The 23,893-nt window shown below is 66.1% G+C and carries 17 protein-coding genes; 1 reads left to right on the forward strand and 16 read right to left on the reverse strand.

Annotated elements, in window-relative coordinates:
- Positions 1–18: 18 nt before the first annotated feature.
- The 16 genes from R2834_03245 to R2834_03320 form a co-directional block, all read right to left on the reverse strand.
- A complete protein-coding gene (locus tag R2834_03245; protein MEZ4699322.1) occupies positions 19–1,308 on the reverse strand; it encodes a hypothetical protein in 1,290 nt (429 codons plus the stop codon).
- Positions 1,309–1,514: 206 nt separating this feature from the next.
- Positions 1,515–3,899 carry a T9SS type A sorting domain-containing protein gene (locus R2834_03250; GenBank protein ID MEZ4699323.1) on the reverse strand — a complete coding sequence of 795 codons (2,385 nt, stop codon included), beginning with the start codon at positions 3,897–3,899 and terminating at the stop codon, positions 1,515–1,517.
- Positions 3,900–3,978: 79 nt separating this feature from the next.
- The gene (locus R2834_03255) at positions 3,979–4,191 is read right to left on the reverse strand and encodes a hypothetical protein (GenBank protein MEZ4699324.1); all 213 of its coding nucleotides are present in this window, start codon (positions 4,189–4,191) and stop codon (positions 3,979–3,981) included.
- Positions 4,192–4,269: 78 nt separating this feature from the next.
- Positions 4,270–5,262 carry a hypothetical protein gene (locus tag R2834_03260; protein MEZ4699325.1) on the reverse strand — a complete coding sequence of 331 codons (993 nt, stop codon included), beginning with the start codon at positions 5,260–5,262 and terminating at the stop codon, positions 4,270–4,272.
- A gap of 11 nt (positions 5,263–5,273) precedes the next feature.
- Positions 5,274–5,762, reverse strand: coding sequence for a hypothetical protein (locus R2834_03265; protein MEZ4699326.1), 489 nt, complete (start codon positions 5,760–5,762; stop codon positions 5,274–5,276).
- Positions 5,763–5,817: 55 nt separating this feature from the next.
- On the reverse strand, positions 5,818–8,133 hold the full coding sequence (locus R2834_03270; protein ID MEZ4699327.1) for a glutamine amidotransferase: 2,316 nt from the start codon (positions 8,131–8,133) through the stop codon (positions 5,818–5,820).
- Between the two features lie 132 nt (positions 8,134–8,265).
- Positions 8,266–11,739: a DUF4175 family protein gene (locus R2834_03275; GenBank protein MEZ4699328.1), complete on the reverse strand. Its 3,474-nt coding sequence runs from the start codon at positions 11,737–11,739 to the stop codon at positions 8,266–8,268.
- Between the two features lie 114 nt (positions 11,740–11,853).
- On the reverse strand, positions 11,854–13,908 hold the full coding sequence (locus R2834_03280; GenBank protein ID MEZ4699329.1) for a VWA domain-containing protein: 2,055 nt from the start codon (positions 13,906–13,908) through the stop codon (positions 11,854–11,856).
- Positions 13,909–13,971: 63 nt separating this feature from the next.
- On the reverse strand, positions 13,972–14,874 hold the full coding sequence (locus tag R2834_03285) for a DUF58 domain-containing protein (protein ID MEZ4699330.1): 903 nt from the start codon (positions 14,872–14,874) through the stop codon (positions 13,972–13,974).
- A gap of 77 nt (positions 14,875–14,951) precedes the next feature.
- A complete protein-coding gene (locus R2834_03290) occupies positions 14,952–15,995 on the reverse strand; it encodes an AAA family ATPase (protein MEZ4699331.1) in 1,044 nt (347 codons plus the stop codon).
- A 370-nt stretch (positions 15,996–16,365) separates the two neighbouring features.
- A complete protein-coding gene (locus R2834_03295; protein ID MEZ4699332.1) occupies positions 16,366–17,097 on the reverse strand; it encodes a DUF4159 domain-containing protein in 732 nt (243 codons plus the stop codon).
- 41 nt (positions 17,098–17,138) lie between these two features.
- Positions 17,139–19,754: a tetratricopeptide repeat protein gene (locus R2834_03300; GenBank protein ID MEZ4699333.1), complete on the reverse strand. Its 2,616-nt coding sequence runs from the start codon at positions 19,752–19,754 to the stop codon at positions 17,139–17,141.
- A gap of 184 nt (positions 19,755–19,938) precedes the next feature.
- Positions 19,939–20,847: a homogentisate phytyltransferase gene (locus R2834_03305; GenBank protein MEZ4699334.1), complete on the reverse strand. Its 909-nt coding sequence runs from the start codon at positions 20,845–20,847 to the stop codon at positions 19,939–19,941.
- A 61-nt stretch (positions 20,848–20,908) separates the two neighbouring features.
- Positions 20,909–21,754 (reverse strand): methyltransferase domain-containing protein, encoded by an 846-nt coding sequence (locus R2834_03310; GenBank protein ID MEZ4699335.1) that lies wholly within the window; start codon positions 21,752–21,754, stop codon positions 20,909–20,911.
- 3 nt (positions 21,755–21,757) lie between these two features.
- The gene (locus tag R2834_03315) at positions 21,758–22,681 is read right to left on the reverse strand and encodes a methyltransferase domain-containing protein (GenBank protein ID MEZ4699336.1); all 924 of its coding nucleotides are present in this window, start codon (positions 22,679–22,681) and stop codon (positions 21,758–21,760) included.
- Positions 22,682–22,750: 69 nt separating this feature from the next.
- Complete coding sequence (locus tag R2834_03320; GenBank protein ID MEZ4699337.1) at positions 22,751–22,954, reverse strand: hypothetical protein; 204 nt, start codon at positions 22,952–22,954, stop codon at positions 22,751–22,753.
- A gap of 313 nt (positions 22,955–23,267) precedes the next feature.
- Between R2834_03320 and R2834_03325 the strand changes: the two genes are divergently transcribed.
- Positions 23,268–23,870, forward strand: coding sequence for an ECF-type sigma factor (locus tag R2834_03325; protein ID MEZ4699338.1), 603 nt, complete (start codon positions 23,268–23,270; stop codon positions 23,868–23,870).
- Positions 23,871–23,893 lie beyond the last annotated feature (23 nt).

Here is a 23,893-nt window from a genome sequence, read left to right on the forward strand (position 1 = left end):
GGCGCTAGGGGCAGTCGGTCAGTCGCGGAGCAGATGCTGCTGTAGAAACGCCAGGTACTGATCCCAGTCGTCGGGCTGGGTACCGTGCCCGCCTTCGTGCATGTAATAGCCGATCGTGTGGAAGATCGGCGTCTGCGCCGGCGGCATCGTGGTCGTGCCGAGCCCTTTTTCTCCCAGGAGTTCGAACACCGGTTCCGCCGCCACCGCGGCCTCGAACTCACCGACGGGGTCCGACCATTTGTCGGTGGTCCCGGTCTGCAGCAAGACCGGGCGGGGAGCGACGAGGCTCACGAGCATATGCGCATCGACCGGGCTCTGGCCGGGGTCATCGCCGTACCGGGCGTAGTTGCCGGCAAATTGGTAGCCGAAGCGCTGGGGCAGGGTGATGAGCTTGATGGTCTCGCCGTAGTTGCGCCGGCTGAGCGCCGCCCCGCCTTCTCCCGAGCAACTGGCGATGACGGCGGCGAAGCGCGGATCCTGCGCCGCGGTCCATAACACGGTTTTGCCCAGACGGGAGACCCCGATGAGCGCCACGCGCTCGGCGTCGATGCCGGCGTCGGTCTCAACATAATCCATCGCCCGACTGAGTCCCCACGCCCAGGCCGCGATGGCGCCCCACGCATCCGGAGCGAGCTGCTCCCCCGGGCGGAGGAACGTCTGCCGGATGCCATGCGGCAGGCCGGCCGCAAAATCCGGCTCGATATCCCCATAATACACCGTCGCGACCCCGATCCCGGCCTCGACAAAGGGCAGGACACGCAGCTGTCCGAAGCGCGAGCTGTCCGGCGCCGGCTCGCGGACGCCGTCGCGGTTCCAGATGGCGCCCCGCTTGACGCCCGGATCGCGGACGAGGGTGTTGTTGGCGGTGAAACCGACGTGGAGCAGCAGCGGAACCGGCCCGCGCGCCGCGGCCGGCAGATAGATCAGGAGGTCCATCGCCGGCCCGTTCTTCGAGCCCGAGAGGTACACCGTCACCTGGCGACGCAGCGCCTTGCCGTCGAAGGCCGGCGTGCCGGCGTCGGTGACGTCGAACGTGATGCCGTCCGGCGCCGCCGGGGCCTTGCCGAACTGGTGCGTTTCAAAGAGACGCAGGATCTCGGGCCGGCGCTGCGCGAACCAGGTCTCGGCGTCCGTCACCGGCCGGCCGTCGTTCAGCCGCAACGGGTCGGGGAGCGTGAAGCGGCCCACCTTCGCCTCGGTGTAGTTGACGACCACCCCCTCGCGCTCTTCGTCCGGCCAGTCCGGCACCTGGGCCAGCACCGCCCCGGTGAGGGCGAAAAGCGACATACAGAGCAGCGATCGTTTCATGGGGGGATGTCCGTCTATGAGCCTGCGTGGCGACCGGGTGCGGCCCGCGCTTCGGGAAGGTAAGGCATAGCATGCTCATGCTCCACGTCAACCTGCGCCGCGGCGCAGCCGGCCGGCGTGTCGAAAGCCCGGCAGGCCGGGAGGTCCTTCGACACGTCGTGATTTTTTTTGATGGGCAGAAATGCTTTACGGATCGTGCTTCATACTTATTTAGCCAGCACCATCTTCCCCGCGAAGGTCCTGTCGTTCGTCGTCAGCCGATAGATGTATACGCCGCTGGCCGCGCCGGCCGGCTTCCAGGGCACCGCATGTTCGCCCGCCGCCTGAAATCCGTCCACCAGCCGGGCCACTTCCTGGCCGGTGACGGCATAGACGGCCAGCAGGACGGGGCCGGCCTTGTCCGTGCGGTAGCGGATGACGGTTTCGGGATTGAACGGGTTGGGATAGTTGCCGAGCAGCTCCGTATCCCGGGCGACGCCGACGGGCTCCACCGCCGTGGGCTGCTCCAGATAGAAGCGCATGAGGTTGCGGAGCGCTTCGGGCGGATTGACGGGCGGCAGGCTGCCGTCCTGCGTCACGGTGTTTGCGCCGTGGCACCCGCTGCACGACCGGATTTCGCCGGGCTGCAGGCTGAGCCAGTACCGTTCGCGCACGACGGGCAAGGCCTGTTCGTCGACCAGCTGCCACGACAGCGCGCGCCGCGCTGGCACAAACGCCGCCACGGAGCCGTCGCCGGCGATTTCGACGCTGCCGGCCGGCCCCGATGTATCCGGGTTACTGGCGGCGTCGTGCATGGGCTGCGCGATCACGCGCCGTCCGCCCGGGCTCGCCTCGTAGCCGCGTAGCTGGTCGCCCTGAAAGATCTGCAGGTGCGAGATATCGTACATCTTGCCGCCCGACCCGGTCGTTTCGGTCGACGTGCCGGCCACCCGCAGGTTGTAGGGCTGCTGCGTGTCCGCCGCGTCCCGCTTCGTGACGTTGCGGCTGACGACCAGCGCCAGATCGTTCTCCTTCAAAAACCGCTTGAGCCGATCGACGTCCACGCCCTCCTCATCGAAGATCTGCTGCTCGGGGGCTTCGATGACGCCGGCCGTCCGCGCCGGCCTCGGACGGGCCGCGACTTCCACCGGGCTGAATTCCCACATCGGGACCTCCGCGCTGTAGGTCACCATCTCGTCGGGATCCCAGTACGAGACGGCTTTGTGGATGCCTTCGGTGATGAACGCGCCCGGCGTCAAGGTACTCCCGCTCTGCTGCAGGACGCGCAGCCTGAACCGGAATGGCGACTCCGGCTGCGTGCGCGAACCGAGGTTGTCGGACGCGCCGGCGTAGTCGGTGTGCGACGCGATCATCCACCCGTTCGAGAGCGGCCGCGGATGCCGGTAGTGACCGTCGGCGTATTCATCCGCGGTGAGGCGCTCGACCCGGATCGAATCCGGATTCATGCCCGGCGGCGCGTAGAGCCGGACGATGGGGCCGGACGTGTGCTGGTAAAACGTCGGCGCATCGATCCCCACATACTCCCCGGGTACCTGCGGATTCTCGGCCAGCTGGAACAGGTTGCGAATGGGGATCGAGTTCGGGCGATTCGGGATGAACGCATCCAGGGCGCTGTCGTCCAGAAAACTCTGCTCGAAGTACCCGACGAGTTCGTGCCGGCCCAGGTGGTTCAGCACCTCCTCGCCGGTGCCGTCTTCGTTGATCTGCCACGGCAGAAAGAGCTCGATCGTGTGGCCGTTCACATCCCCCACCCGCTCGCGAGGCTCGGGATACACTTCATCGTTCGACGACGTCTTCGACGAGGACGGCGACTCGTCGGTCCAGTTGTACGCGCCGCTGGAACTGCCGGGGTAATTTTGCTGGTCGCGCTGGAGGTGATCCCACCGCGTGGACAGCACCCGCCCGAAGCGGTCGATGAACGGCGTAAAGCTGCCCGACGGCGCGTGGTTCATCAGGAAGAGATCGCCCGACGCCGGATCGAGCGACCAGATGCCGGTAACGGTCGGGGCGGATTCGTACTCGTCGCGCTGGGGATACAGGTGGCGCTCGCCGTTGCGGGGGCGGTCCGATGTAAAGAGGATGCGGTCGTCGGTGCCGTAGAACGGGGCGATGTTGTTGTAGTCCGCCGGCTGGTTCGGGACCCTGGTGATGACGGGCGTCTCGTCGATCCCCAGACCGGTCACCTCGTAGAGTTGCCAGTAGTAGGCTACGTGCTGATACTGCTGCTCCGTCGCGCCGACGGCCATGCTGAAGACGGCCTTCGCGCCGTCCCGGTGCACCTGCGGGTCGCGGACGGCGATGCTCGTCGCGCCCTGGAAGCCTTCCGTACCGAAGCCGGCGAGCGCGGTGAGGTTCTTGAGGCTGTCCTGGGCGGGATAATAGATCCAGAGGTCGCCGCCGCGGCCGGCGTTCGAGACGTTGCCGAGGTGGTTGCCGAAGGATTGCGAGAACATCATCCACTCCGTCGGCATCGGGAGATGGGTGACGAAGAGGATGGGGTTGGGGAGATCGGTGCGATCCTGGCCGGCGGCCGGGTTCAGGAACGGGAAGAGCAGAATTAGAAACGCGAATTGGAGTCGTAGCGATGCCATGCGCAGGGTCCTCGTCGATGGGTGCGTGGAGGGCGATCACGCTCCGCACATCGACAAGATGTGTGCCAGCATCGAGCGGTCAGTCGCGTTCCAGATCGAGGTCCTCGTCGATGCGGACGTCGATCTGCACGACGCGCCGCCCCTTCTCGACGGCGGAGAGGTCGGCTTCGAGGAGTTCGAGCAGGCCGGCGACGCGGTCCTCGATGCGTTCGCGTTCCCGGGGAGTGAGGTGCTCCGCTCGATGCAGTCGGGCCACGTCGTGGCGATAGGCGGTCCAGTGCGGGTTGTTCATGCGCGGTATCGCTGGGTTGATGCATACCCAAACTTACCGTCGCATTGTTACCGGAGTATCAAGCCGGCGCCAGCCATCTCACTGCCCCTGCTCGGCGGCCTCGTTGCCCCGCGCCAGGCGGACGAAGAGCGTCTCCAGTTCGGCGTAATAGACCTCCGTCTCCATCCCCGACTTCCGGCTCTTGACGTCGGCGATAGCCTGTTCGATCTGCTCTTTTTCCCGGAGCCACGAGGCCGACACCGTGCCCACCGACGCCGCCAGCATGGCGTCCCGCCGGCGGACGTAGGTCAGGCCGGCGAGGTTGCCGTCGGCGCCGGATTCCAGCTCGTTGAGGCGGGTCCCCTTGCCGTCGCCGTTGTCGTCGATCAGCGCGTTTTCGGTGGGGATGTTGCCGTTGTCGGTAAACCACTGGTCGGTTTTTTCGGCGGCGTAGGTGTACCATTCGAGGACCGAGAGGCTGCCGTCCTTGTCGCGGTCGGCCGCCGGCGACGTGAGCCCGTCCACCAGAAAGCCCGGGAAAAACGTCTCGTTTTTTTGCGATCCGACGCGCGTCGCGGTGATGACGATCCGGCCGGCCCCGCTCAGCGCGGCGACGAACGGGGCGCTGGCGCTCGCGGTGTTGATGAAGATGACGCGGCCGGCGTCGAGGCCGTTCACCAGCTCGGCGTACTGCCCCTGCGTGAGGTCGGCCCGGGGGATGTTGAAGCGCGCCTCGGTGCCGTCGAATCCGCCGTGTCCGTAGAGGATGACGTAGACGTGGTCCTCCGCCGTAACGCGGCCCGCGAGTTTTCCGAACTCGGCGCGGATGGTCTCCTCGAGCGAGACCCCGTCGACGAAGTCGAGGTTCTGCAGCTTGGTCTCGCCCAGCACCACCACGTGGTCGCCGGCGAAGCCGTGGTTCTCGATCAGCGCCTTGCGCGTATCGAACAGGTATTGCTGAAACCGCTCGGTGTACTCCGCACTCCCGCCCAGGCCGCCGATGAGCAGGGCGTAGCGGTCGCCGGACTGGGCGTAGCCGGCCGTGACGAGACACAGCGAGGCCGCGAGAAGCGAGAAGCGTTTCATCATCATGTCCATTCCCATCAGGTGGCGGCGGCGGAGGCGTCACGGTTCCACATGAGCTGAACCAGCCAGTAGACGAACAGCTGGAGCGGAAGGGGCCAGTCGGCCGGCAGCGACAGCGTCGCCTTGCGGGTCAACAGGCCGTCCTTGTCGATATGGCCGATGACGGCCTCGCCGTGGAGCAGCTCATACCCCGAGCCCAGCATCGACACCTTCCGCAGCGTGATTGGAGTCGGACCGATGTGGATCACGAATTCGGACCGGAATGCGCTCGGTTTTTCGGCTTTGACGACGACCTGCTCCCCGCGGGCGAGGAAAAACGCACCGCTCATCATGCCCTCGCGACCCAGCCGGTATTCCTCGTCACCGATGTGCAGCGTGCCGGCCTCGCTCATGCTCTTCAGATCCAGCAAGGCGATCTCCTCGCCGTCCCGGGTGATGACGAAGTCGCTGGACATCAAACGTTTCGGCTCGGCGTGCAGCGTGGTCGTCTGGGTTTGATTTTCCATGGCTATCGGTGCTTCGTTTCGTCCTCAACCGGAGCACGAAACGGTCGTTAACGCGCTACGGCAGGCCCTGTCGCCGGCGCCAGACCCACTCGACGCAGAGCAGCAGGAGGATGAGCCCCCAGAGGGCCGGCATGTCCCACAGGTATTCGGCGTGGTAGATCGATGTACTCGTCCGCCGGCCCCGCAGGTTGTCGGGGATCGTGGACGCCTCCGTCGGTTCATAATAAAATCCGCCGCTGGCCTGGGCAAGCCGCTGGAGGAGATCGCGTTTCAGCGTGGCGTCGAAATACTCCTTCTGCGAAGACCGCACGAGAAAGCTCTGCGGCAGCGCCTGCCGGACGGCGTCGCCGGCGCGGGCTTCCACCTCCAGCTCGTACACCCCGAGATCCTGCGGCACGAACGTCGCGATGTAGGCGCCCGCTTCGGCGAGGTCGGCCTGAAACGTCACCGCCTGCTGCGCGCCGTACGGATCGACGACATAGCCGGTCACCTGGGCGTCGTCGACCGGGCTGAAGTCGGCATCGTAGAGGCGGACGGAGACCGGCACCTCATCCCCCGGTGCAAAACGCCGGCCCTCGATCGTCACGTCCACCGGCTGCGGCGCGGAGGCCACCAGCCAGCGGATGAGCTGACGCCAGAACCGCTCATGCCGGCGATCTTCGGCTTCCAGGTGCATCTGCCAGCGCCACGTGCTGGCCGTAGCGAGGGCGGCGGTGCGGCCGCGGCCGTAACGCTGCACGGCGAGCAGCGGCTCGGACGATCCGAATGCATCGTCGGGCTTCTCGGCAAGGACGACCGCGCCGGGCTTGATGCGGCCGAGGTAGTTGATGCTGGTGAGGCCGGGCATCCCGTCCCACAACAGCCGGTTGTTGTCGCCGTCGGGCGAGAGCTTGAGGATCGGGTTCTCCATCCCCACGGCCGTGGGGACAAACCGGAAGCCCTGCTCTTCGGGCGCCCCCTCCGTATCGCCAAAGGACGGCGGGACGACGTAGCGCCGGCTCGGGTCGATTTCGATCGGGAGCATGTCGGCCACGCGGGTATTCCAGTAGTCGCCCTCGGCGAACGTCTTCGTCCCCCCGATCATCAGGAAGCCACCGCCGCGTTCGCGGACGAAGTCCTCCATCAGTTCCAGCTGATCCAGCGTAAACGCGCCGGCCTCCATGTCGCCGAGCAGGATGGCGTGATAACGAAACATCTCCGCCCGGTCGCGCGGAAACCCGCCCTGGAGCTGGCCGGCGCTCTGGATGCCCTGCCGGTAGAACTGCGCCGGCCCGGTCCGCGCCACCGACGACACCTCGATCACCTGGTCGTCCTCCATCGCCCGCTTCGAGAACTTGAACTCGGGCCGGAGGTGGCCGTCGATGTACAGCACCCGGATCGTGTCCTGCCGCGTGTCGATCAGGACGTGGTGCGCATTGTTGGCGGTGTTTTGCTCGCCCGGGGCCTCCTCGATCGTCAACGTGTACTCGCGGGCGTCGGTGGACTCGGGCTCGTAGAAAAACGTAAACTGATCGACCTTGCCTTCCCCTTTGAGCTGCCGCGTTTCGGTGAAGACGCGGTCCTCGCCCCGGAAGAGGTTAAACGCCACGGGTTCGGGTTCGGCCGCCCAGCTGCGCACCTTCACCTCGATCTCGGCGCCGGTGGTCTCCTCCACGCTCCGCGTCACGACGGCGTCGAGCAGCTCGCGGTCCTGCGCGAAGGCCGTCTGTCCGATGCCGATGACGTGGAGCGGCACATCCATCGCGCGGAGTTCCTCCGCCTCGTTGAGCGGCACGCCGTCGCTGTTGTCGCCGCCGTCGGTCATCATGACGACACCGGAGAGCGGGACGCCCCGAAAGTCGGAAATCACGCGGTCGAGCGCCTCGGAAAGGTCGGTGCCGCCGGCGTCGGGAGCCGCGTGCTGCACGCTGTCGACCCGGCTGACCCGTTCGCCGAAGGTGTAGTAGCGCACCTTGAAATGCTCTTCCAGGCCGGCGGCGAGCGCGCGCCCGGGGGCATAGAGGAGCGACGACGCCTCGCCCAGACGCGTGCGCCCCTCGCCGGCGTCTGGGATCGACATGCTCTCCGACGCGTCCACGAGGACGGCGACGAAGTTTTCGTCCGGCACGACGTCCGGCGTGATGAGGACCGGTTCGAGCAGGGGCAGCGCCAGCAGGGCCAGCGCCGCCAGGCGGAGGGACAGCGAAAACGCGCGGGCCCGCGTAGATGCGAAGAGGTTCGTGATCCCGTAGAACACCGCGAACAACACGGCCAGCAGCACCACCAGCCCTACGATCACCCATAGCCACTGGCCGGCCTGCACGCCGATCTCGCCTTCCGAGAACTGCAGGCTGTTGAACTTGAAAAGACGTTCTAACCAGGTATGGGGCATTGATTGCGGCAGGTTACGGGCGGGCGGCGAGGGTGAGGATGCTTGATCCTGGATGCCGGATCCTAGATCCTGAGTACCGGATGAGGTCTACATGGCACCCATCCAGCATCTAGGATCCAGGATCCAGGATCCTCATTCATTTTTTGACTTCGAGAGCGACTCGTAATAGCGGTCGACCGCGTCGCGGTATTCGTCCGGCACCTCCGCGTTGCGGGAGCCGTAGAGTTTCTTTTCCATCTCGATGTCGTCGAGCTGGCGCGACAGCAGCATCTCGAGGTCGGACAGCGGGTCGTAGACGTTTTCGTTAAAGAAATCCTTCGCCGACTCCTCGTCGATTAGCACGCCCGTGAAGCTGTTGTCGCCGACGCGGCGCATGGATTGCTGGGCGCGCGAGAGGCTTCGCTGGATGCCCTCATCCTCCCCGAACTGCTCCTGGAGCCGTTCGAGGGTTTCCTGCGCCTGGCGCGCCTGCTGCTGGAGACGCGCGGCCTGGGCCTGCCGGGCGCGCTCGCCCCCCTGGCCTCCGCCCTGACCCTGTTGCTGGCTCTGCTGCTGGCCTTGCTGGCCCTCTCCCTGCTGCTGGCCCTGCTGACCGGGGTCGCCCTGCTGTTGGCCTTGCTGCTGGCCCTGCTGGCTCTGTTGCTGCCCCTGCTGCTGCCCGTTCGGGCTCGGCTGCTGGCCGCCGGCGCGTTCCTGCGCTTCCTGCATGCGTTCGCGGATATCCTGCAGATCGCTCAGCGCGCGGCGGAGCTGATCCTCGTCGGTCTGCGGAAGGTTTTCCTGGAGTTCGCGCGCCTGGGTCGTGAGGCCTCGCAGGCTCTCGTCGATCTTGTCCTGGACCCGTTCGGCGAAGTCCACCCAGCCGCGGTCGAGCGCGGTCTGCGAATCGTCCATATTCTTTTCGAGGTCGTCCCGCCGCATCTGCTGGAGCATGTTACGCAGCGTGGTGGCGGCCTCGGGGTCTTCCTCGCGGATGCCGGCTTCGAGCGACTCGGCCTGCCGTTTGAGTCGGTCGAGGTTATTCCGCATGCTCTCGCGGTTTTCCTGCAGGTTTTCGAGTTTTTCGCGTTCGATCCGCCCCTCGCGCTGGGCTTTTTCCAGGGCGGAGGCGATGTCGCGGCCGAGGCGTTCCTCCTGCTCGCGCATCTCCTCGAAGTCGCGCACGAACTCGTCGAGCATCTCGCGCTTGCTGTCCGAGCCGGCCATGCGCATATCCTGCTGGAGCTGGTCGAGCTCGTTGAGCGCCTGCTGCTGTTTGGCGGACGCCTGCTGGTCGTCGCCGTTGCGCAGGGCGCGTTCGGCCTCACGCATGTTGTCGATGGCGCGCTGGAGCCCCTGCTGCATGTCGCGGGACATCCCCTCCTCGCTGCGGCTCATCTGCTGCATCTGCTGGGCGAGGTCTTCCGCCTGCTGGCGCAGCTCGTCCTGGTCGCGTTTGAGGCGCTCGATGAAGCGTTTTTTGTCCTCACCCTGCAGCGACTGCTCGCGCTGGTTGGCGAGGCGCTGCTGCTTGCGGGCCAGCTCCTTGATGCGCTGGAGCGCGTCGTCCATGGCCTGTTCGCCGCCGCCCCCGCCGGCCTGCGGGCTCTGCTGCTGCTGCATCTCGTACTTGTCGCGCGAGATGTCGAGCTCCAGATCCATCAGCTCGGTCATGCGGTCCTCCATCGAACCGCCACCGCCCCCGCCGCCGCCCTGCTGGTCGCGGTTCATCGCCACCTGGCGGTCCCGGTTGAGCGCGTCGGCGCGGAGCAGATGGTTCAGGGCGCGGCGTTCCGGCGCGAGGGCCTCCTCGAGGTTGGCGTCGTCCAGCTGGTCGATCGCCCCGTCCATCTCATCGATGGCATTGCGGAGGTATTCGACGATTTTCTGGCTCTCCTCGCTGTCGCGCAGCTCGAGGGAAAACGCCGTCGATCCAATCTTCTCCTCGATGCTCTCCTTCAGGCTCGTCTGCGCCTGGACGAGACCGCGCACGGCCTCCTGGAACGCTTCGGGTGTCCCCTGATTCCGCTGGCGATGCAGCTTCCACGTGGCCGCGATGATCTCCTGCTGGCTCACGACGGTGCGGCTCTGCATCCCGCCGCCGCCCCCGCCGCCGCCCATGTTGTTCGCCTGGGTGAAGCGGCGGTCGAACGGCGCCACCTCGATGAAATACATGTCGGACGCCTCGGCCTCGCGGCCGGCGAAGAAGTCTTCCGCCTCGACGTAATACGAAATCACGTCGCCGGGCTCCAGCTCGTAATCCTCCAGGAAAAACACGTAGTCGCCGGACACGGCCTGCTCGCGCGCCTTGTCCGCCGGCATGAGCGCGACCGTCTCCTCGTCGGCCCCGTTCACCGAGAACCGTAGCCGGAGATCCTTGACCCCGTAGTCGTCCTCCGCGCGCGCGGCGATGACGACTTCCTCGATGGCGTTCACCCGCACGTCCTGCTGGGGATCGGTGATCGTGATCCGCGGGGATTCGTCGTCTTCGGGGACGATCAGGTAGTCGTCCGGAAACTTGTTCTGCTTGCCGGCGCGGTCGTTGAGCTCCACATGGTACATGTCCTCGGTGTCGAGCACGAGTTCGGCGCGGTAGACCCCGTCGCCGGCGGTCTGGAGCGGAAGCCGGCGGCCGCTATCCATCACGAGGGCCGCTTCCTCGAGGTCGCCCGTCGCCCGCACGCTGACGGTTACCTTCGCGCCCTTGAGCCCGCGGATGTCGCCCCGATTTTCGTCGACGCGCGGGGGCAGGCCCGTGTAGGCGGGATAGGTGTAGCGCAGGTCGATCTGCTCGATCTCGGGGAACGCGTAGAGGGTGATCGAGAAGATGTCCGACTGCAACTCATCCCGCTGCACGAAATACTCGAGGGGCGCCTGGACATCGGCGAATTCGAAAAGATAAACCGGCTGGCCGAGACCCTTCTGCATGGGCTCTTTCCGCCACTCGCCGCCTTCCGTGCGATAGGTGACGAACACCTCCGCTTCGGACGCGTCCCGAAACTCGGCGATGATTTCCTGTGTCGCGCCCCGTTCGATCTCGATCGTGCCGGGCGCGATGGACATCAGCGGCTGCTCGATGGCCGACACCAGCTGGTAGCGCGCCCCCGAGAAGGCGCTCAGGATATCGTCCGACGCGTAATAGCCGTAGACGAGGAAGAGCAGCGCGCCGGCGCCGGCCGCGATGGCCATGATGCGCTCTTTCTTGCGGTCGACGACGGTCGTGATCGGGATCGCGCGCACCTGCTGCACCGCGTCCTCGATGAGGCGGTCGAGCAGCGAGCCGGCCTGCGCCTGCTGCGCGTTCACTTCCACCGCGCTGTTGAGGCGGTCTTCGAGCCCCGGGATCTTCTCCTCGACGAACAGCGCCACCTGACGGTCATCCATCTTCAGCAGCAACGGCTGGACGATAAACCGGATGGCCACATAAAGCACTGCCACACCCGCCAGCGCCGCGCCCGCGATCAGGTACTTCAGGTCGATCTCGGTATTGAGATAAACCAGCAGGTACAGGACCACGAAAAACAGCATGGTCAACAACGTGAGCGCGACACCCTGGATGAGGGCGCGCCGGCGCAGCCGCTGCCGGACCATGCGGACGAGGGCGAGGACGCGTTGGTTTGATGCCATGGCGGTTGAGAAGGATGGTGCAAGAAGAAAAAGGGTGTTTCCGTCGCAAATCGAATAGCTCAAATCGCTAACTGGGTCTTCTCGATGCGTGGTGAGATACCCTGAATGTGCGATTTACGCTATGCGATTTGCCATTTTCCTGTTCGCCAGATACGTCTCGGTGACGAACAGGCCGATGAGCGCGATCAACAGATAGCGCCAGAATTTCTGTTTGCGTTCTTCGTCCTCGATCTCCATCGTGCGCGCCATCTCGACGGTTCGCGCCACGTCGTCCGGCGGCGGGACGACGGCGGCGACGACTTCGTCGACGGCGCGCGCTTCAAGGTCGGACTCGGTCACGTCTACATTGACGGAGAAGGAAAAGCGCTGGTTTCCCTGGGCGGCCGCATAATGCCCTGGGAGCGCCGTATCGCGGAAAAAACCTACGCCCTCCGCGTCAAGCTCCACGCGAAGCAGCCGGTCGTCGGGGGTGCGCACGTCCCAGATCCCGCCGGGCTGACCCTGGAGCCGGACCGGTTCGCCGACAAGAAACGACAGCCGGCGCTCCTGGCCCTCCAGCGCGTATTTCACGAGCTGGTAGACGAACGGCACGTACAGTTCGTTGATCGGGAAATCGGTCCAGTCGGCATTAAACGTCGACGTATACACCAGCAGCCGGCCGGCGCCGACGGTCTGCTCGATCAGGAACGGGTCGCCGGTATCATAGCGACCTACGACGGAGGCGCTGGAGTCGGGTACGATCCGCAGGTATTCCCGGAACTGGGGGCGGAAGATGGCGCCCGAGCTGGCCTGCGCGAACAGGCTGAAGATCGGATGGCGGAGGTCGACCTCTCCGATGATGGCCGGGTAGCCCTGGGTGTTCCGCGGCTGAATGCGCCCCGTCGGCCGGCCGACGCCGAATTCCGTCAGCGCCGCCGCCCACCCCGCCGGCTCGCTCTCGGAGCCGAAGGAGAGCACGACGCTGCCGCCGCGCTCGAGGTAGGCGCGCAGCGCGGCCCGCTGCGGCGCGTTGAGCGAGGCCGTGTTGCTCACGAAGACGATCGCCTGCGTCGCCAGCGCACGCCCCGTCAGCTCGCCGACCGCGCCCGAAGAAAAAGTGTACAGCGCCGCCTCGCCCTGGTTGAACGCGCGCTCCAGGTAATAGACGTCGTTGCGCGCGGCGCGGCTGCCGTCGACCCCGAAGAGGGCCGGCCGGCTCTTGACATCGATGGCGAAATAATACCGGTTGTCCGCCGGCAACGCGTCGTCCGCCAGGTTGACGGCGCCGAGGAAAAGCCCCTCGCGCTCCGGCCGGTACTGGAAGGACACGCGACCGGCCGTGGACGCCGGCACCGTGGTCTCTTCGACCACCTGCTCGTCGAGGGTGAGCGTCATCGCTCGGCCGGCCGGGCGGGCTTCGCCGGAGGCCCCGATCCGGGTATCGAACCGGTTGACCACCTGCCCGTCGACGCGGCGCGTTGCGACGGCCAGCCCGCCGACATAGGCGTTCTCGCGGTCGGGATCGCCCAGCTGCACCACCTCGAAGCCGACGCCCTGATCGAGCTTCCAGTTCTCGAAGGCCCCGCCCCAGCCGCTGCGCTGGAGGTCCGACAGGAGGACGATCCGCCGGCTCTCGTGCCGGGCCCGCGCGAGGATTTCCTGGGCCAGCTGGATCGGACGGAAAAAGTCGGTCGGCCGGTAGGTCGGCTCCAGCGCCGCATCCAGCACGTTGCGGTGCAGGCTCAGGTCGTCGCTCAACTCGGTCAGCTGGCGCGGCTCATCGGAGAACGCGATGAGGGCGATCTCGTCGTCGGGGCCGGCGGTACCGACGATCTCCCGGGCCGCGGCCACGGCCTGGTCGAAGAGGTCGTCGTACTGCATGCTGAACGACTGGTCGATCAGCACGACGGTCGACCGCGCCTCCTGGCTCGCAAAAAACGGGATGCGCTCCTCGGGGATGAAGGGGCGGGCGAAGACCAGGGCCAGCAGCGCCAGCATCACGGTCCGGATCGCCATCAGGAGCCAATCCTTGATCCGCCGGCGGCGCACCACTTCCTTCGGCGTCATCTTCAGGAACATCAACGAGCTGAACCGCACCTGTTTCGCCCGCACACGTCGTACGAGATGAAAGAGGATCGGCAACAGCGCCGCGGCGAGCCCGAAGAGGAATATGGCGTTGATGACGGACAAGGGAATAGCGATTAGGGATTAGTGATTAGCGATTAGCGAATAGTGATTTGGGATTTGCTCTTCCTAGCGGTGCTTGGCCCGGGCGGCCAGGTACTGGAAGAGGGCGAAGTCGAGCGGTTGATCGGTCGTGATCAGGTTGTAGTCGATGCCCAGCACGCCGCATTCGCGCGTCAGGGTATCCTTGTAGCGGTTGAAGTTGTCCTGATAAATCTTGCGGGCGGATTCGGCCTCGAGCAGCATCTTCTCCCCGGTTTCCATGTCCTCGAACTCGACCATGTCCGAAAACGCGAAGGCGATTTCCTGGGGATCGAGGATGTGGAAGACGAGGACGTTGTGGCCGTTGTACCGAAAATGCCGGAGCCCGTCTACGATGGCTTCCGGCTCATCGAGCAGATCCGAAATCAGCACGACGAACCCCCGCCGGCGCTGGATCTCGGCCAGTTCGTGCAGCGGCTTGCCCATCGCGGTCGGCTTGCCCGGCCGGGCGTCGTGCATGTGCTGCAGGATCGTGAGCAGGTGCCCCGAAGCCCGCCGCGGCGGGATGCGCTGCACGATCTCGTCGTCGAAAAACGTCAGCCCGACGGCGTCCTGCTGCCGCGTCATGAAATAACCGAGCGACGCCGCCAGGAAAAACGCATAATCCTGCTTGGTCACCGTCGTCGAGGTGTACGCCATCGACGGGCTGATGTCGACCATCAGGTCGAACCGGGTGTTGGTCTCCTCCTCGAACTCCTTGACGTAAAGCCGGTCGGTGCGGGCGAACAGCTTCCAGTCGACGTGCATCAGGTAGTCGCCGTGGATGTACGGCCGGTACGAGACGAACTCGACGCTGGCGCCCTTGTAGGGGCTCTTGTGCAGACCCGACAAAAAACCTTCGACCACGCCGCGCGCCAGCAACTGGAGGTTGCTGATCCGCGAGAGGATCTCGGGTTTGATGAAGCGCGCTATGGCCGGCGATTCGGGCATGATGCAAAGCGATTCGTTCTACCGTACGGACGCCCCGGTGGCGTCCGACAAGCCAGGCATGGTCAGGGCGACGGGCGTCACGCCAGTCCGGACACGGGCTGGCGCACCTCCTGGATGAGCCGGTCGATGATATGCTCGACCGTGATGCCCTCGGAATCCGCGTAGAAATTGGTGATGACGCGGTGCCGCAGGACGTCCGGCGCCAGCGCCTGGATATCCTCCACCGCCACGTTGTAACGCCCCTTGAACACCGCGCGGACCTTGCCGCCGAGGATGAGGTACTGCGCCGCGCGCAGGCCGGCGCCCCACCGCACCCATTTCTTCACGTAGTCCGGCGCCTCGTCGTTGACCGGCCGGGTGCTGCGCACGAGGTTCACGGCGAACGAACCGACGTTCTCCGGCACGTAGACCTTCTTCACGAGGCGGTGGAACGCCTCGATGTCTTCCCCGGTGAGCACGGGGGTCAGCACCGCCTGTTCCTGCGAGGTCGTCGCCATCGCCACGGCGAGTTCATCCTTGGCCGACAGGTAGTCGATCACGAGGTTGAACATAAACCGGTCGAGCTGCGCTTCCGGGAGCGGGTAGGTGCCTTCGAGTTCGATCGGGTTCTGCGTGGCGAGCACGAAGAAGGGGCGATCGAGCGGCATCAGCGTACCGCCGGCGGTGACCTGGTATTCCTGCATGGCTTCGAGCAGGGCCGCCTGGGTCTTCGGTGGCGTTCGGTTGATTTCGTCGGCCAGGATGATATTGGCGAAGATGGGGCCGCGGACGAACTTGATCTCGCGCTTCCCGGTTGCGCGGTCCTCCTCGATGATGTCGATGCCGGTGATGTCCGCCGGCATGAGGTCCGGCGTGAACTGGATGCGTTTGTAGCTCAGGTCCAGGATTTCGCCGAGCGACTTGATGAGCAGGGTCTTCGCCAGACCCGGCACGCCGGTGATGAGACAGTGGCCGCCGGCGAACAACGCGATGAGCACCCGCTCGATCACATCGTCCTGCCCGATGATCCGCCGCCGCAACTGGCTCAAGACCTGCTCCTTGCCGGAGCGGAGCCGGTTGAGTACTTCTTCTTCCGATGGATCGTGCATCGGCGCTCCGTTCGTGTCGTGGGTGTCTGTCATGCTTGCGGGATTTCTTTCAGGGTCAGAAGCGGCCTGCGGCCGAGGTAGGCGTGCTTCGCACGCGGTCAATGCGGCCTGCGGCCGAGGTCATGGCGCGCTGCGCGCGGTCAATGCGGCCTGCGGCCGCGGTCATGGCGCGCTGTGCGCGGTCAATGCGGCCTGCGGCCGCGGTCATGGCGCGCTGCGCGCGCGGTAGTGGGTCACTGGGCATTGGACACTGGTCATTGGCATGGGTCAGGCGTGCTGCGCACGCGGTCAATGCGGCCTGCGGCCGCAGTCATGGCGCGCTGCGCGCGGTCATTGAGTCACTGGGTAGAGGTCCGGGGCATCTGTCCATTTTGCGTTTTTGCAATGGGCCTTTTGCGATTCCTCAGTGCGTCATCGCATAAATGATAAAGTTGATGCCCATCTGAAAGCTGATCGTCGAGGCGTCGGCGAGGCTGCGTTCGGGCCATTCCCAGCCGTCGCCGAGGTCCTGGTTGTAGCAGACGAGCGCGACCATCCGGCCCTTGTCGTCGAAATACGCCAGGTAGGTATCGTCGGTATCGGTAAAATAACCGCGCCCGCCCACGAGCGAGGGGGCGGCTACGGGATCGATGTCGAAGAAGATACTCCAGATCGGATGATCGTTCGGGATCTCCTGCGGCTGTTGATCGGGAAACACCTTCTCCATCTGCAGGACGAGCTGCATCAGTTCGTTCTCGTTCCCGAAGTCGTCGAACATGATAAAGCCGCCCCGGTTGAGATACTCGCGCAGGTTGCCGGCTTCCTCCTCGTTCATGCTCCAGTAGCCCGGCTCGCACAGGTAGAGGAACGGGTACTCGAAGATGCGTTTGTCGCTGAGCGAGAGGATGAGGGGCTCGCCGGCCACCCGGATGCCGGTGGTCCGTTCGAGCGCCATGTGCAGGTTGTGCTCGGCCGTCGGGTAGTCGTGGCTCCATGCGCCCCCGCCCCGACGGAATCCCCGCCCCTCGCCGCGCGGGTCTTCGTAGCGGACCCGGATGAACCGAAACCCTTCGTCGCTCTGCGCCGCGGCATGCGGCGCCACCGGCAGCAGCGCGGCCGGCATGAGGGCGACAAAAAGTAGGATTCGAAGCAACATGAAGCGAAGCGCGTGACGCGCATTTAGTGACCCTGCCCGGGTTACTCGCCGGCCGGATCGTCGACCAGTTTGAGGAGCAGCTTCTGGGCCTCCCGGTACCCCGGGGCCAGCTCCAGCGACTGCAGCACCGCCCGCCGGGCGCCGGCGGACTGACCGTCGGCATACAGGCTGAGGGCATACAAATAATACGCCTCGGAGCGATCCACCGGGTTCAGCCCCAGGATGGCGCGGCGCGCGCGCACGGCGCCGGCGGTGTTACCCACTTCGAGGTAGCCCTCCGCGAGACGCGCCTGCACGTCGCGATCGTAGGGGGCGACATCCAGACTCCGCTCGCGCAGGGCGACGGCCTCCGCGGTGCGGCCGGCGGCCTCGTACAGGTCGGCCAGTTCGAGCGCCTCCGCCGCGGCGTGTTCGGCGCGCGCCAGATAGGCTTCCAGCACCTCGATGCGCCGGGCCGTATCGCCCGTTTCGCGATAGACGGCGGCCAGTCCGGTATAGGCGTTTCCGGGATCCACGTACGCAGGGTAGACCGACAGGGCCTGCCGGAAGTTGCGCTCGGCGCCGGCAAAGTCCTTCTCGTCGAGCAACCTGTAGCCTTCGCGCAGCGCCGCGATCAGGGCGTTTTCACCGCCCCCGGTCAGCCGATCCAGCAGCGACGGCGCCTGGTCCTCGACGAACGGATTGGGCCAGCCGGCGAGGACGTCCGAGAGCTCGCCGCGACGCCGGCGGAGCCGCTCCGCGAAGGCCGCATCGATCTGCGCCAGCGTCTGCCCCGTCGCCTGGCGCACGCTTTCGGCTGAATTCAGCCCGGCCGCGAAGCCGCGCAGGACGTTGACGACGGCGTCGTGCCCGTAGTCGGCGTCGATCATGGCGATGACTTCGGAGGCGTGGAAATAGCTCAGCAGAATCTGCCCCTCGAAGGTCGGCCGCGTGAAGCCGCGGTCGATCGATTCGAGCGGGAGCAACTTATTCTGATCGAACGCCATCAGGAGTTCGAGCTCCATCTCCCGCCCCCACTCCGGCCGTGCGACGCGTTCCTCGTAGACCGCAAGCCCCTCGGCGAACCAGCGTGGGAGCTTGAACTCCGCGAGCCCGATCGACATGGTGTGCGCCAGCTCGTGCCACAGCGTGCGCGCCCAGTTGTAGCTGCCGGCCGGCTGGCCTTTCGGCGTGTTGATCGCCAGGACGTCGCCGAAACACACCCCGAGGAGCCCGATGTGGGGAACGCCGGCGACGCGGACGGCGAAATCGTCGGGATCGTTGTAGGCCTCCAGGAAGATCTTCCCGGCCGGCGTGTACGGATACCGGAGGCGGAGGTCGACATACGCCTCCTCCGCCAGCGCCAGAATGGACGGCCCCAGCACGTCGCTCTCGCTGGCGTGGATCAGCAGGCGGAAGTGCTCGCTGTCGAGCAGCGCGAAGTTCTCGTATTCGTCGAGCAGTTCGAGGGTATTGCCCACGAAGACATTAAACGGATCGCGCTCGAAACTGAAATCGAGATACCGGCGGGCCTCCTGCGACCGCCCCAGACGCAGCAGGCTCGTGCCCAGCTGGGCATAGGCTTTCGGATTGCGGCGATCGGTCTGCACGGCGGCGAGGCTGAAATCGACCGCATCCGGGTACCGGAACTTCATCTCGCTGTTATGCGCGAGGGTGAGATAGAACTCGCCGGCGCGCGGGTTGATCGCCAGGGCGCGGCGCTCCACCTCGGCATACCGCACCGTGTCGCCCTGCAGGTAGTAGGACGAGGCGAGGTGCCCGAGGGCTTCGATCGACGTGGAATCGATGTCGAGCGCCCGCAGCGCCGACGTCTCGGCCTCGGTGAAGAGTCCGTCGACGATCGCGAGGCCGGCGAGGATGCTGTAGGCGTCGACGCTCAGCGGGTTCTCGGCCAGCGCCTTCCGGGCATACTGCTCGCGGGCCTCGAACCCGTTGGTGGCCCGGGCCAGCCCCGTATAGAGCGGCGCGTAATGCGGGTTCAGGGTCAGCGCCTCTTCGTAGGTGCGGACGGCGTCGGCGTCGTTGTATTTCTCGCGGAACAGCTCCGCCCACCAGTAGAGGTTTTCGATATGCCCGGGCTCGATGCGATACGCGAGCCGGAACGCCTCGTTCGCATCGCGAAATTCCCCGATCCGCGCGGCGGCGAGCGCCCCCACGCCCAGCTCTTCAGCCGTCGTCAGTTCGTTGTTTTTGTACCGGCGGTAGATGGCCCCGAAAATATCCGCGGCCTGCGTCACCTGCCCCTGCCGCTCCATGACGAGCGCCAGGGCGAGCACGTTGCGCAGGTAGCTGATATCCCGCTCGGCCGCGGCGCGGTAGGCGACGGATGCATCGCCCAGGCGGCCCATGGCCTCGAGCAGCCGGCCTCGGGCGGACAGCAGGAAGGCGTCGTCGCCGGCGCGGCGCAGGTAGCCGTCGATGACCCCCAGCCCTTCGTCGTATGCGCCGGTCGCGATATACGTCTCGGCCAGATAGACGGCGGCGCGGCCGCCCCGGCCGCCGGCCTCGTTCAGCTGATCGGTGAACGCGCGCCGCGCCCGGGCATAATCGCCCGTCTGCAACGCTTCATAGCCCGCATCCGCTTGCGCATACACGTCCGCAGGACGCCCGGAGGTGGCGAAGACGAGCAATACCAGACCGATGGCGAGCGTACGCATAGGCCTCGACAGGGGTGATGGTCGACGCGCCGGGATTGAGGGAATCCGGCACGCGTGATAAGACGTTCTGCCCGCGGATCGTCGAAAAGGGGGCTAGATGGCTAGACGCCCCAGGCCATTCGACATTCCATTACGCTGCTCGATCGCCACCGCGTTCCGTCGGACGAGCATGCGGGCATGCGACTCATCCGATCCAGACGGACAGAGGGAAGACGATATATTCAGCATAGAACAGTCCCCAGAGCAATAGGTAATACCGCGTCATCGCCCGGGGTTCCTCAGGTTGCACACTCCGTGCGCGGGAGCGGGCCATCGCGAGCAGCAGCAGATGGACGCTGGCAAGCATCGGACCATGCGCGCCATCGACCCCGACGAGGCCGGCAAACGTGACCACGAGATAGCCGGCGGCCAACGCAGCCCCTCCCAGCTCGAAGACGCGCCGAGGACCGAGCCGCAGGCTGAGCGTCGCGATCTCGAACGTCCGATCGCCCTGCATGTCCGGGATGTCCTTGTACCAGGCAATGACGAGCCCGAACACAAAGATAAAACCGGTGAGCAACCATACAACGGCCGGGATGCGGCTTTCCATGCCCATCCGGTCGGCAAAATGCCGGTACAGGAAGATGTTCACGATGAGCCCGCGCACGGTGATGATGCACGCCGCCGCCCAGAAATGAAACCGCTTGAGCCGGATGGGCGGGACGGAATACAGGGTGCCGATCGCCAGACTGGCGAGGACCGTGATCGCCAGATACCGGCCCTCGACGAGCGCGACGGCCACGGCCACCGCGAGACACGCCCCGACGATCAGCCGGCCGGCCCGCACCGAAAGCGCGCCCGATGCCAGGGGCAGGTCGGGCTTGTTGATCCGGTCGATGTCGATATCGACCAGCTGGTTCAGCCCGACGATAAATACGTTCGCCGCCAGACACGCGAGCAGCGTCCAACCCGGCACCTGCCAGCTCACCTCGGGCCGCCCCCCCAGGCTGTAGGCCATCACAAACAACCCCGCCACGCTCAAGGTCGTGCCGATGATCGTATGCGGCCGCGAAAAGGCCCAGAGGGCGCGTGCTGGATGGCGGGAGGTCGACAAGAGAAAAGGGGAAGATGAAACGTTGGAGGGTGGGACCGGGAGCGCCACGGGCGGCGGACGGTCAGCGGCGAACGGCGGTGAACACGCCAAAGCGAATCAGCCCGGTGCGGTACCCGCGCATCATATGGCGCATGGCCAGCGCGCCGCGGATGGTCGGCCAGCCGGCCCGCAGCAGCCCGGCGAGGCTTGCCGGACGCATCGCCGAGCGGACGACCTCGCCCCAGAACGGCGCCACGGCACCGGTCCAGTCCTCGCCGCACACGGCGTCGAACCCCAGCCCGGCGAGCCGTTCCAGGTAATCTGGCAACGAAATCATGTCGGGAAGATGATACGCGCCGTAGAGTCGTCGAAGCAACCGGCGTTCGGCGGCCCCGGGATCCGGCGGCGACGGACGGATGCACCAGGTGGCGGCGACCAGCCGGCCGCCGGGCCGCAGCAGCCGGGCGCACGTCGCCAGCCAGGCCGATTTGTCGGGAAAATGTTCGGCGCTCTCCAGCGCCCAGACGGCGTCGAACGAAGCCGGCTCGAAGGGTGGTGCGAGGGCATCGGCGACGGAGAAGCGCACGCGGTCGCCCAGGCCGGCCGCCTCGGCGCGCGCGGTGGCGCTGCGCGCCTGCACCGGACTGAGCGTGATGCCCTCGACCTCGGCCCCGAGTTTTCTGGCCAGATACAGCGCGCTGCCGCCCACGCCGCAGCCGGCGTCGAGGATGCGGCCGGCCTGCTCCAGACGCCCGAACCGCCGCAGCGCCTCGACCAGATCGACCTGGGCTTCATAGGGCGCTTTTCGGACCGAGCCGTCGCTGCCGTAATAGCCGTGATGCAGATGATCCCCCCAGACATCTTCCCACAGCGGCGTCGAAACGTCGTAAAACCGCTGGATGGCGCGTTGGAGGGCGTCGGTCTGCATGGGCTACCGGCGTCTGCGGAACAGGGTGAGCAGCACCGCGCTCGCTACGGCGACGAAGACCGCGACGCCGACCGCCTGGCGCGGCGGGATGGGATCCACGGGGGTCGTCCGCCGGCCGAAGCGGCGCTCGAGGCCGGCGCGCGCCTGCCCGATCATGGCCGCGGGAATGAATAGAAAACCGGCGATCGACCCCAGCGCCAGTCGGCCCACCAGGGTGAGGATGCGCCCCGCGTCCGCCGGCGCGTGCAGCCGCTCCAGCTGCCGGCTGTCCTGCGGGAGCGGCGACGGACCCGCCTTCGGCTTTACGCCCGAGATGGCGATCCCATAGCGCTCCCGGCGTACCCAGGTCGGGGCCACGTACTGCTTCCGGATGCTCGTAAATCCGGCATCCCGAAACCAGCGCTCGTAGGCCTCCTCTTCGGGAAACAGCATCCAGGCATCCGCGACGGCGCGGGCGAGCGGTGTCTCCGGCCGCAGCGGCCCCACCATCAGCGCGACGCCGCCCGGTTTCAGGACGCGGTAGGCCTCCGCGATGCCGCGCTGCGGATCGGGCCAGTATTCGATGCTGCCGGCGGACACGTACCGGTCGAACCGGTCGGTCGGGAACGGCAAGTCCTCCGCGTCGCCTTCCAGGATCGTGCACCCACCGAGCGCGCTCTTGGCCCGGGCCCGGGCGAGCTGATGGGGGCTCTGATCCAGACAGGTGACATGCGCCGGATCGATGTGCGCCACGATGCCTTCGGTGGTAAAACCCGTGCCGGCGCCGGCATCGAGCGTATCCAGCGAAGGATCGTCGAGCCGGGCAAGCGTCAGCGCCTCGTCGCGCATCCGCGCGTTCCAGAAGAAGGGGTTGACGTAGTTATCGTAGAAGATCGACAGGAAGCTGTAAAACCAGTACGCTTCCTTTTTGTGCTGGACGAGACGCATAAGGGGGTGTTGGAGATGCCGGAGTGGCACGCAAAATCCAACAATAAACACTCCCGTGCAAGCAGCGTCTCAGGGATGCCCCTTTTCCGGGGCGGATGGGCGTTCCTGCGGCATGTCGGCGGCCCGGTATCCGGCCCATGCCGCCGCGACGACGGCGCCGGCCGCGACGACGACCCGCGTCCACGCCGGCAGCGCGGCCATCGACAGCACTACCGAAAAGCCGAGGGCCGTGCCGGCGACCAGGGCCAGGAGACGTGAAACGATGCGGCACATGGAAACGCGAGTCGATGCCAGAACGTGATCGAAAACGGAGAGCCCGCCCGAAAATCAGCCCTCTGGCGACAGGTCGGTACACCGGAGCGGCATCGATGAAACCATCTCGCCCCCTGCACTAGATGGATTTGCATACGGGGTCGAGGCGATCTGCATCGAGGAACCACGGCCGGCCACGTCCATATACAGCAGAAGTTGACTTCCAGGCGGGCTTTGTATGAATCCTCTCACCTCTACAAGCCCTCTTTTTTTGCCGCATGGCTCACGTACCGGCAAACGTCGGTATTTTTCCTGGAAGCAACCCACATCCTGCATGAACGCCTACCCGAGCACCCGCGACGCCGACGCGTCGAACATCACCGCCCGGCTCCGCGACGCGATCGCCGGCGACCCGGCCGCCTGGAACGACATCACCCGGTATTTTTACGACGACCTCCAGTTCATCGCGCACCGCCATCTGCTGCGCGAGCGCCAGGGGCATACGCTCAACACCCAGGGCCTCGTCCACGAAGCCTACCTGAAGCTCGTCCATCTCGACCGGATAACCTGGGCAAACCGGACCCACTTCCTGGCCACGGCCTCCCGGCTCATGCGCCATATCCTCGTGACGTACGCCACCCGGAAGCACCGCCAGAAACGGGGCGGTAAAGACCTGCAGCGCGTCGATCTGGAGGATGTGGACGGGCTCACCGATCCCATCTCGGATCGCCAGGCCGCCGACGTCCTGGCCGTGCATGAGGCGCTGGAGGAGCTGGGGCGGTTGAACGAGCGCCACAGCCAGATCGTGGAGTGCCGGTTTTTCGGCGGCCTGACGATCGCGGAGACGGCCGAGGCGATGGGCATCTCGCCGGCGACGGTGAAGCGCGAATGGACGTTCCTCAAGAGCTGGCTCGCGCGCCACCTGACCGCCCCCTGATCCCCCGATCCAACCCCTCATCA

It is taken from the genome of Rhodothermales bacterium (genome assembly GCA_041391505.1).
Taxonomy (GTDB): Bacteria; Bacteroidota; Rhodothermia; order Rhodothermales; family JAHQVL01; genus JAWKNW01.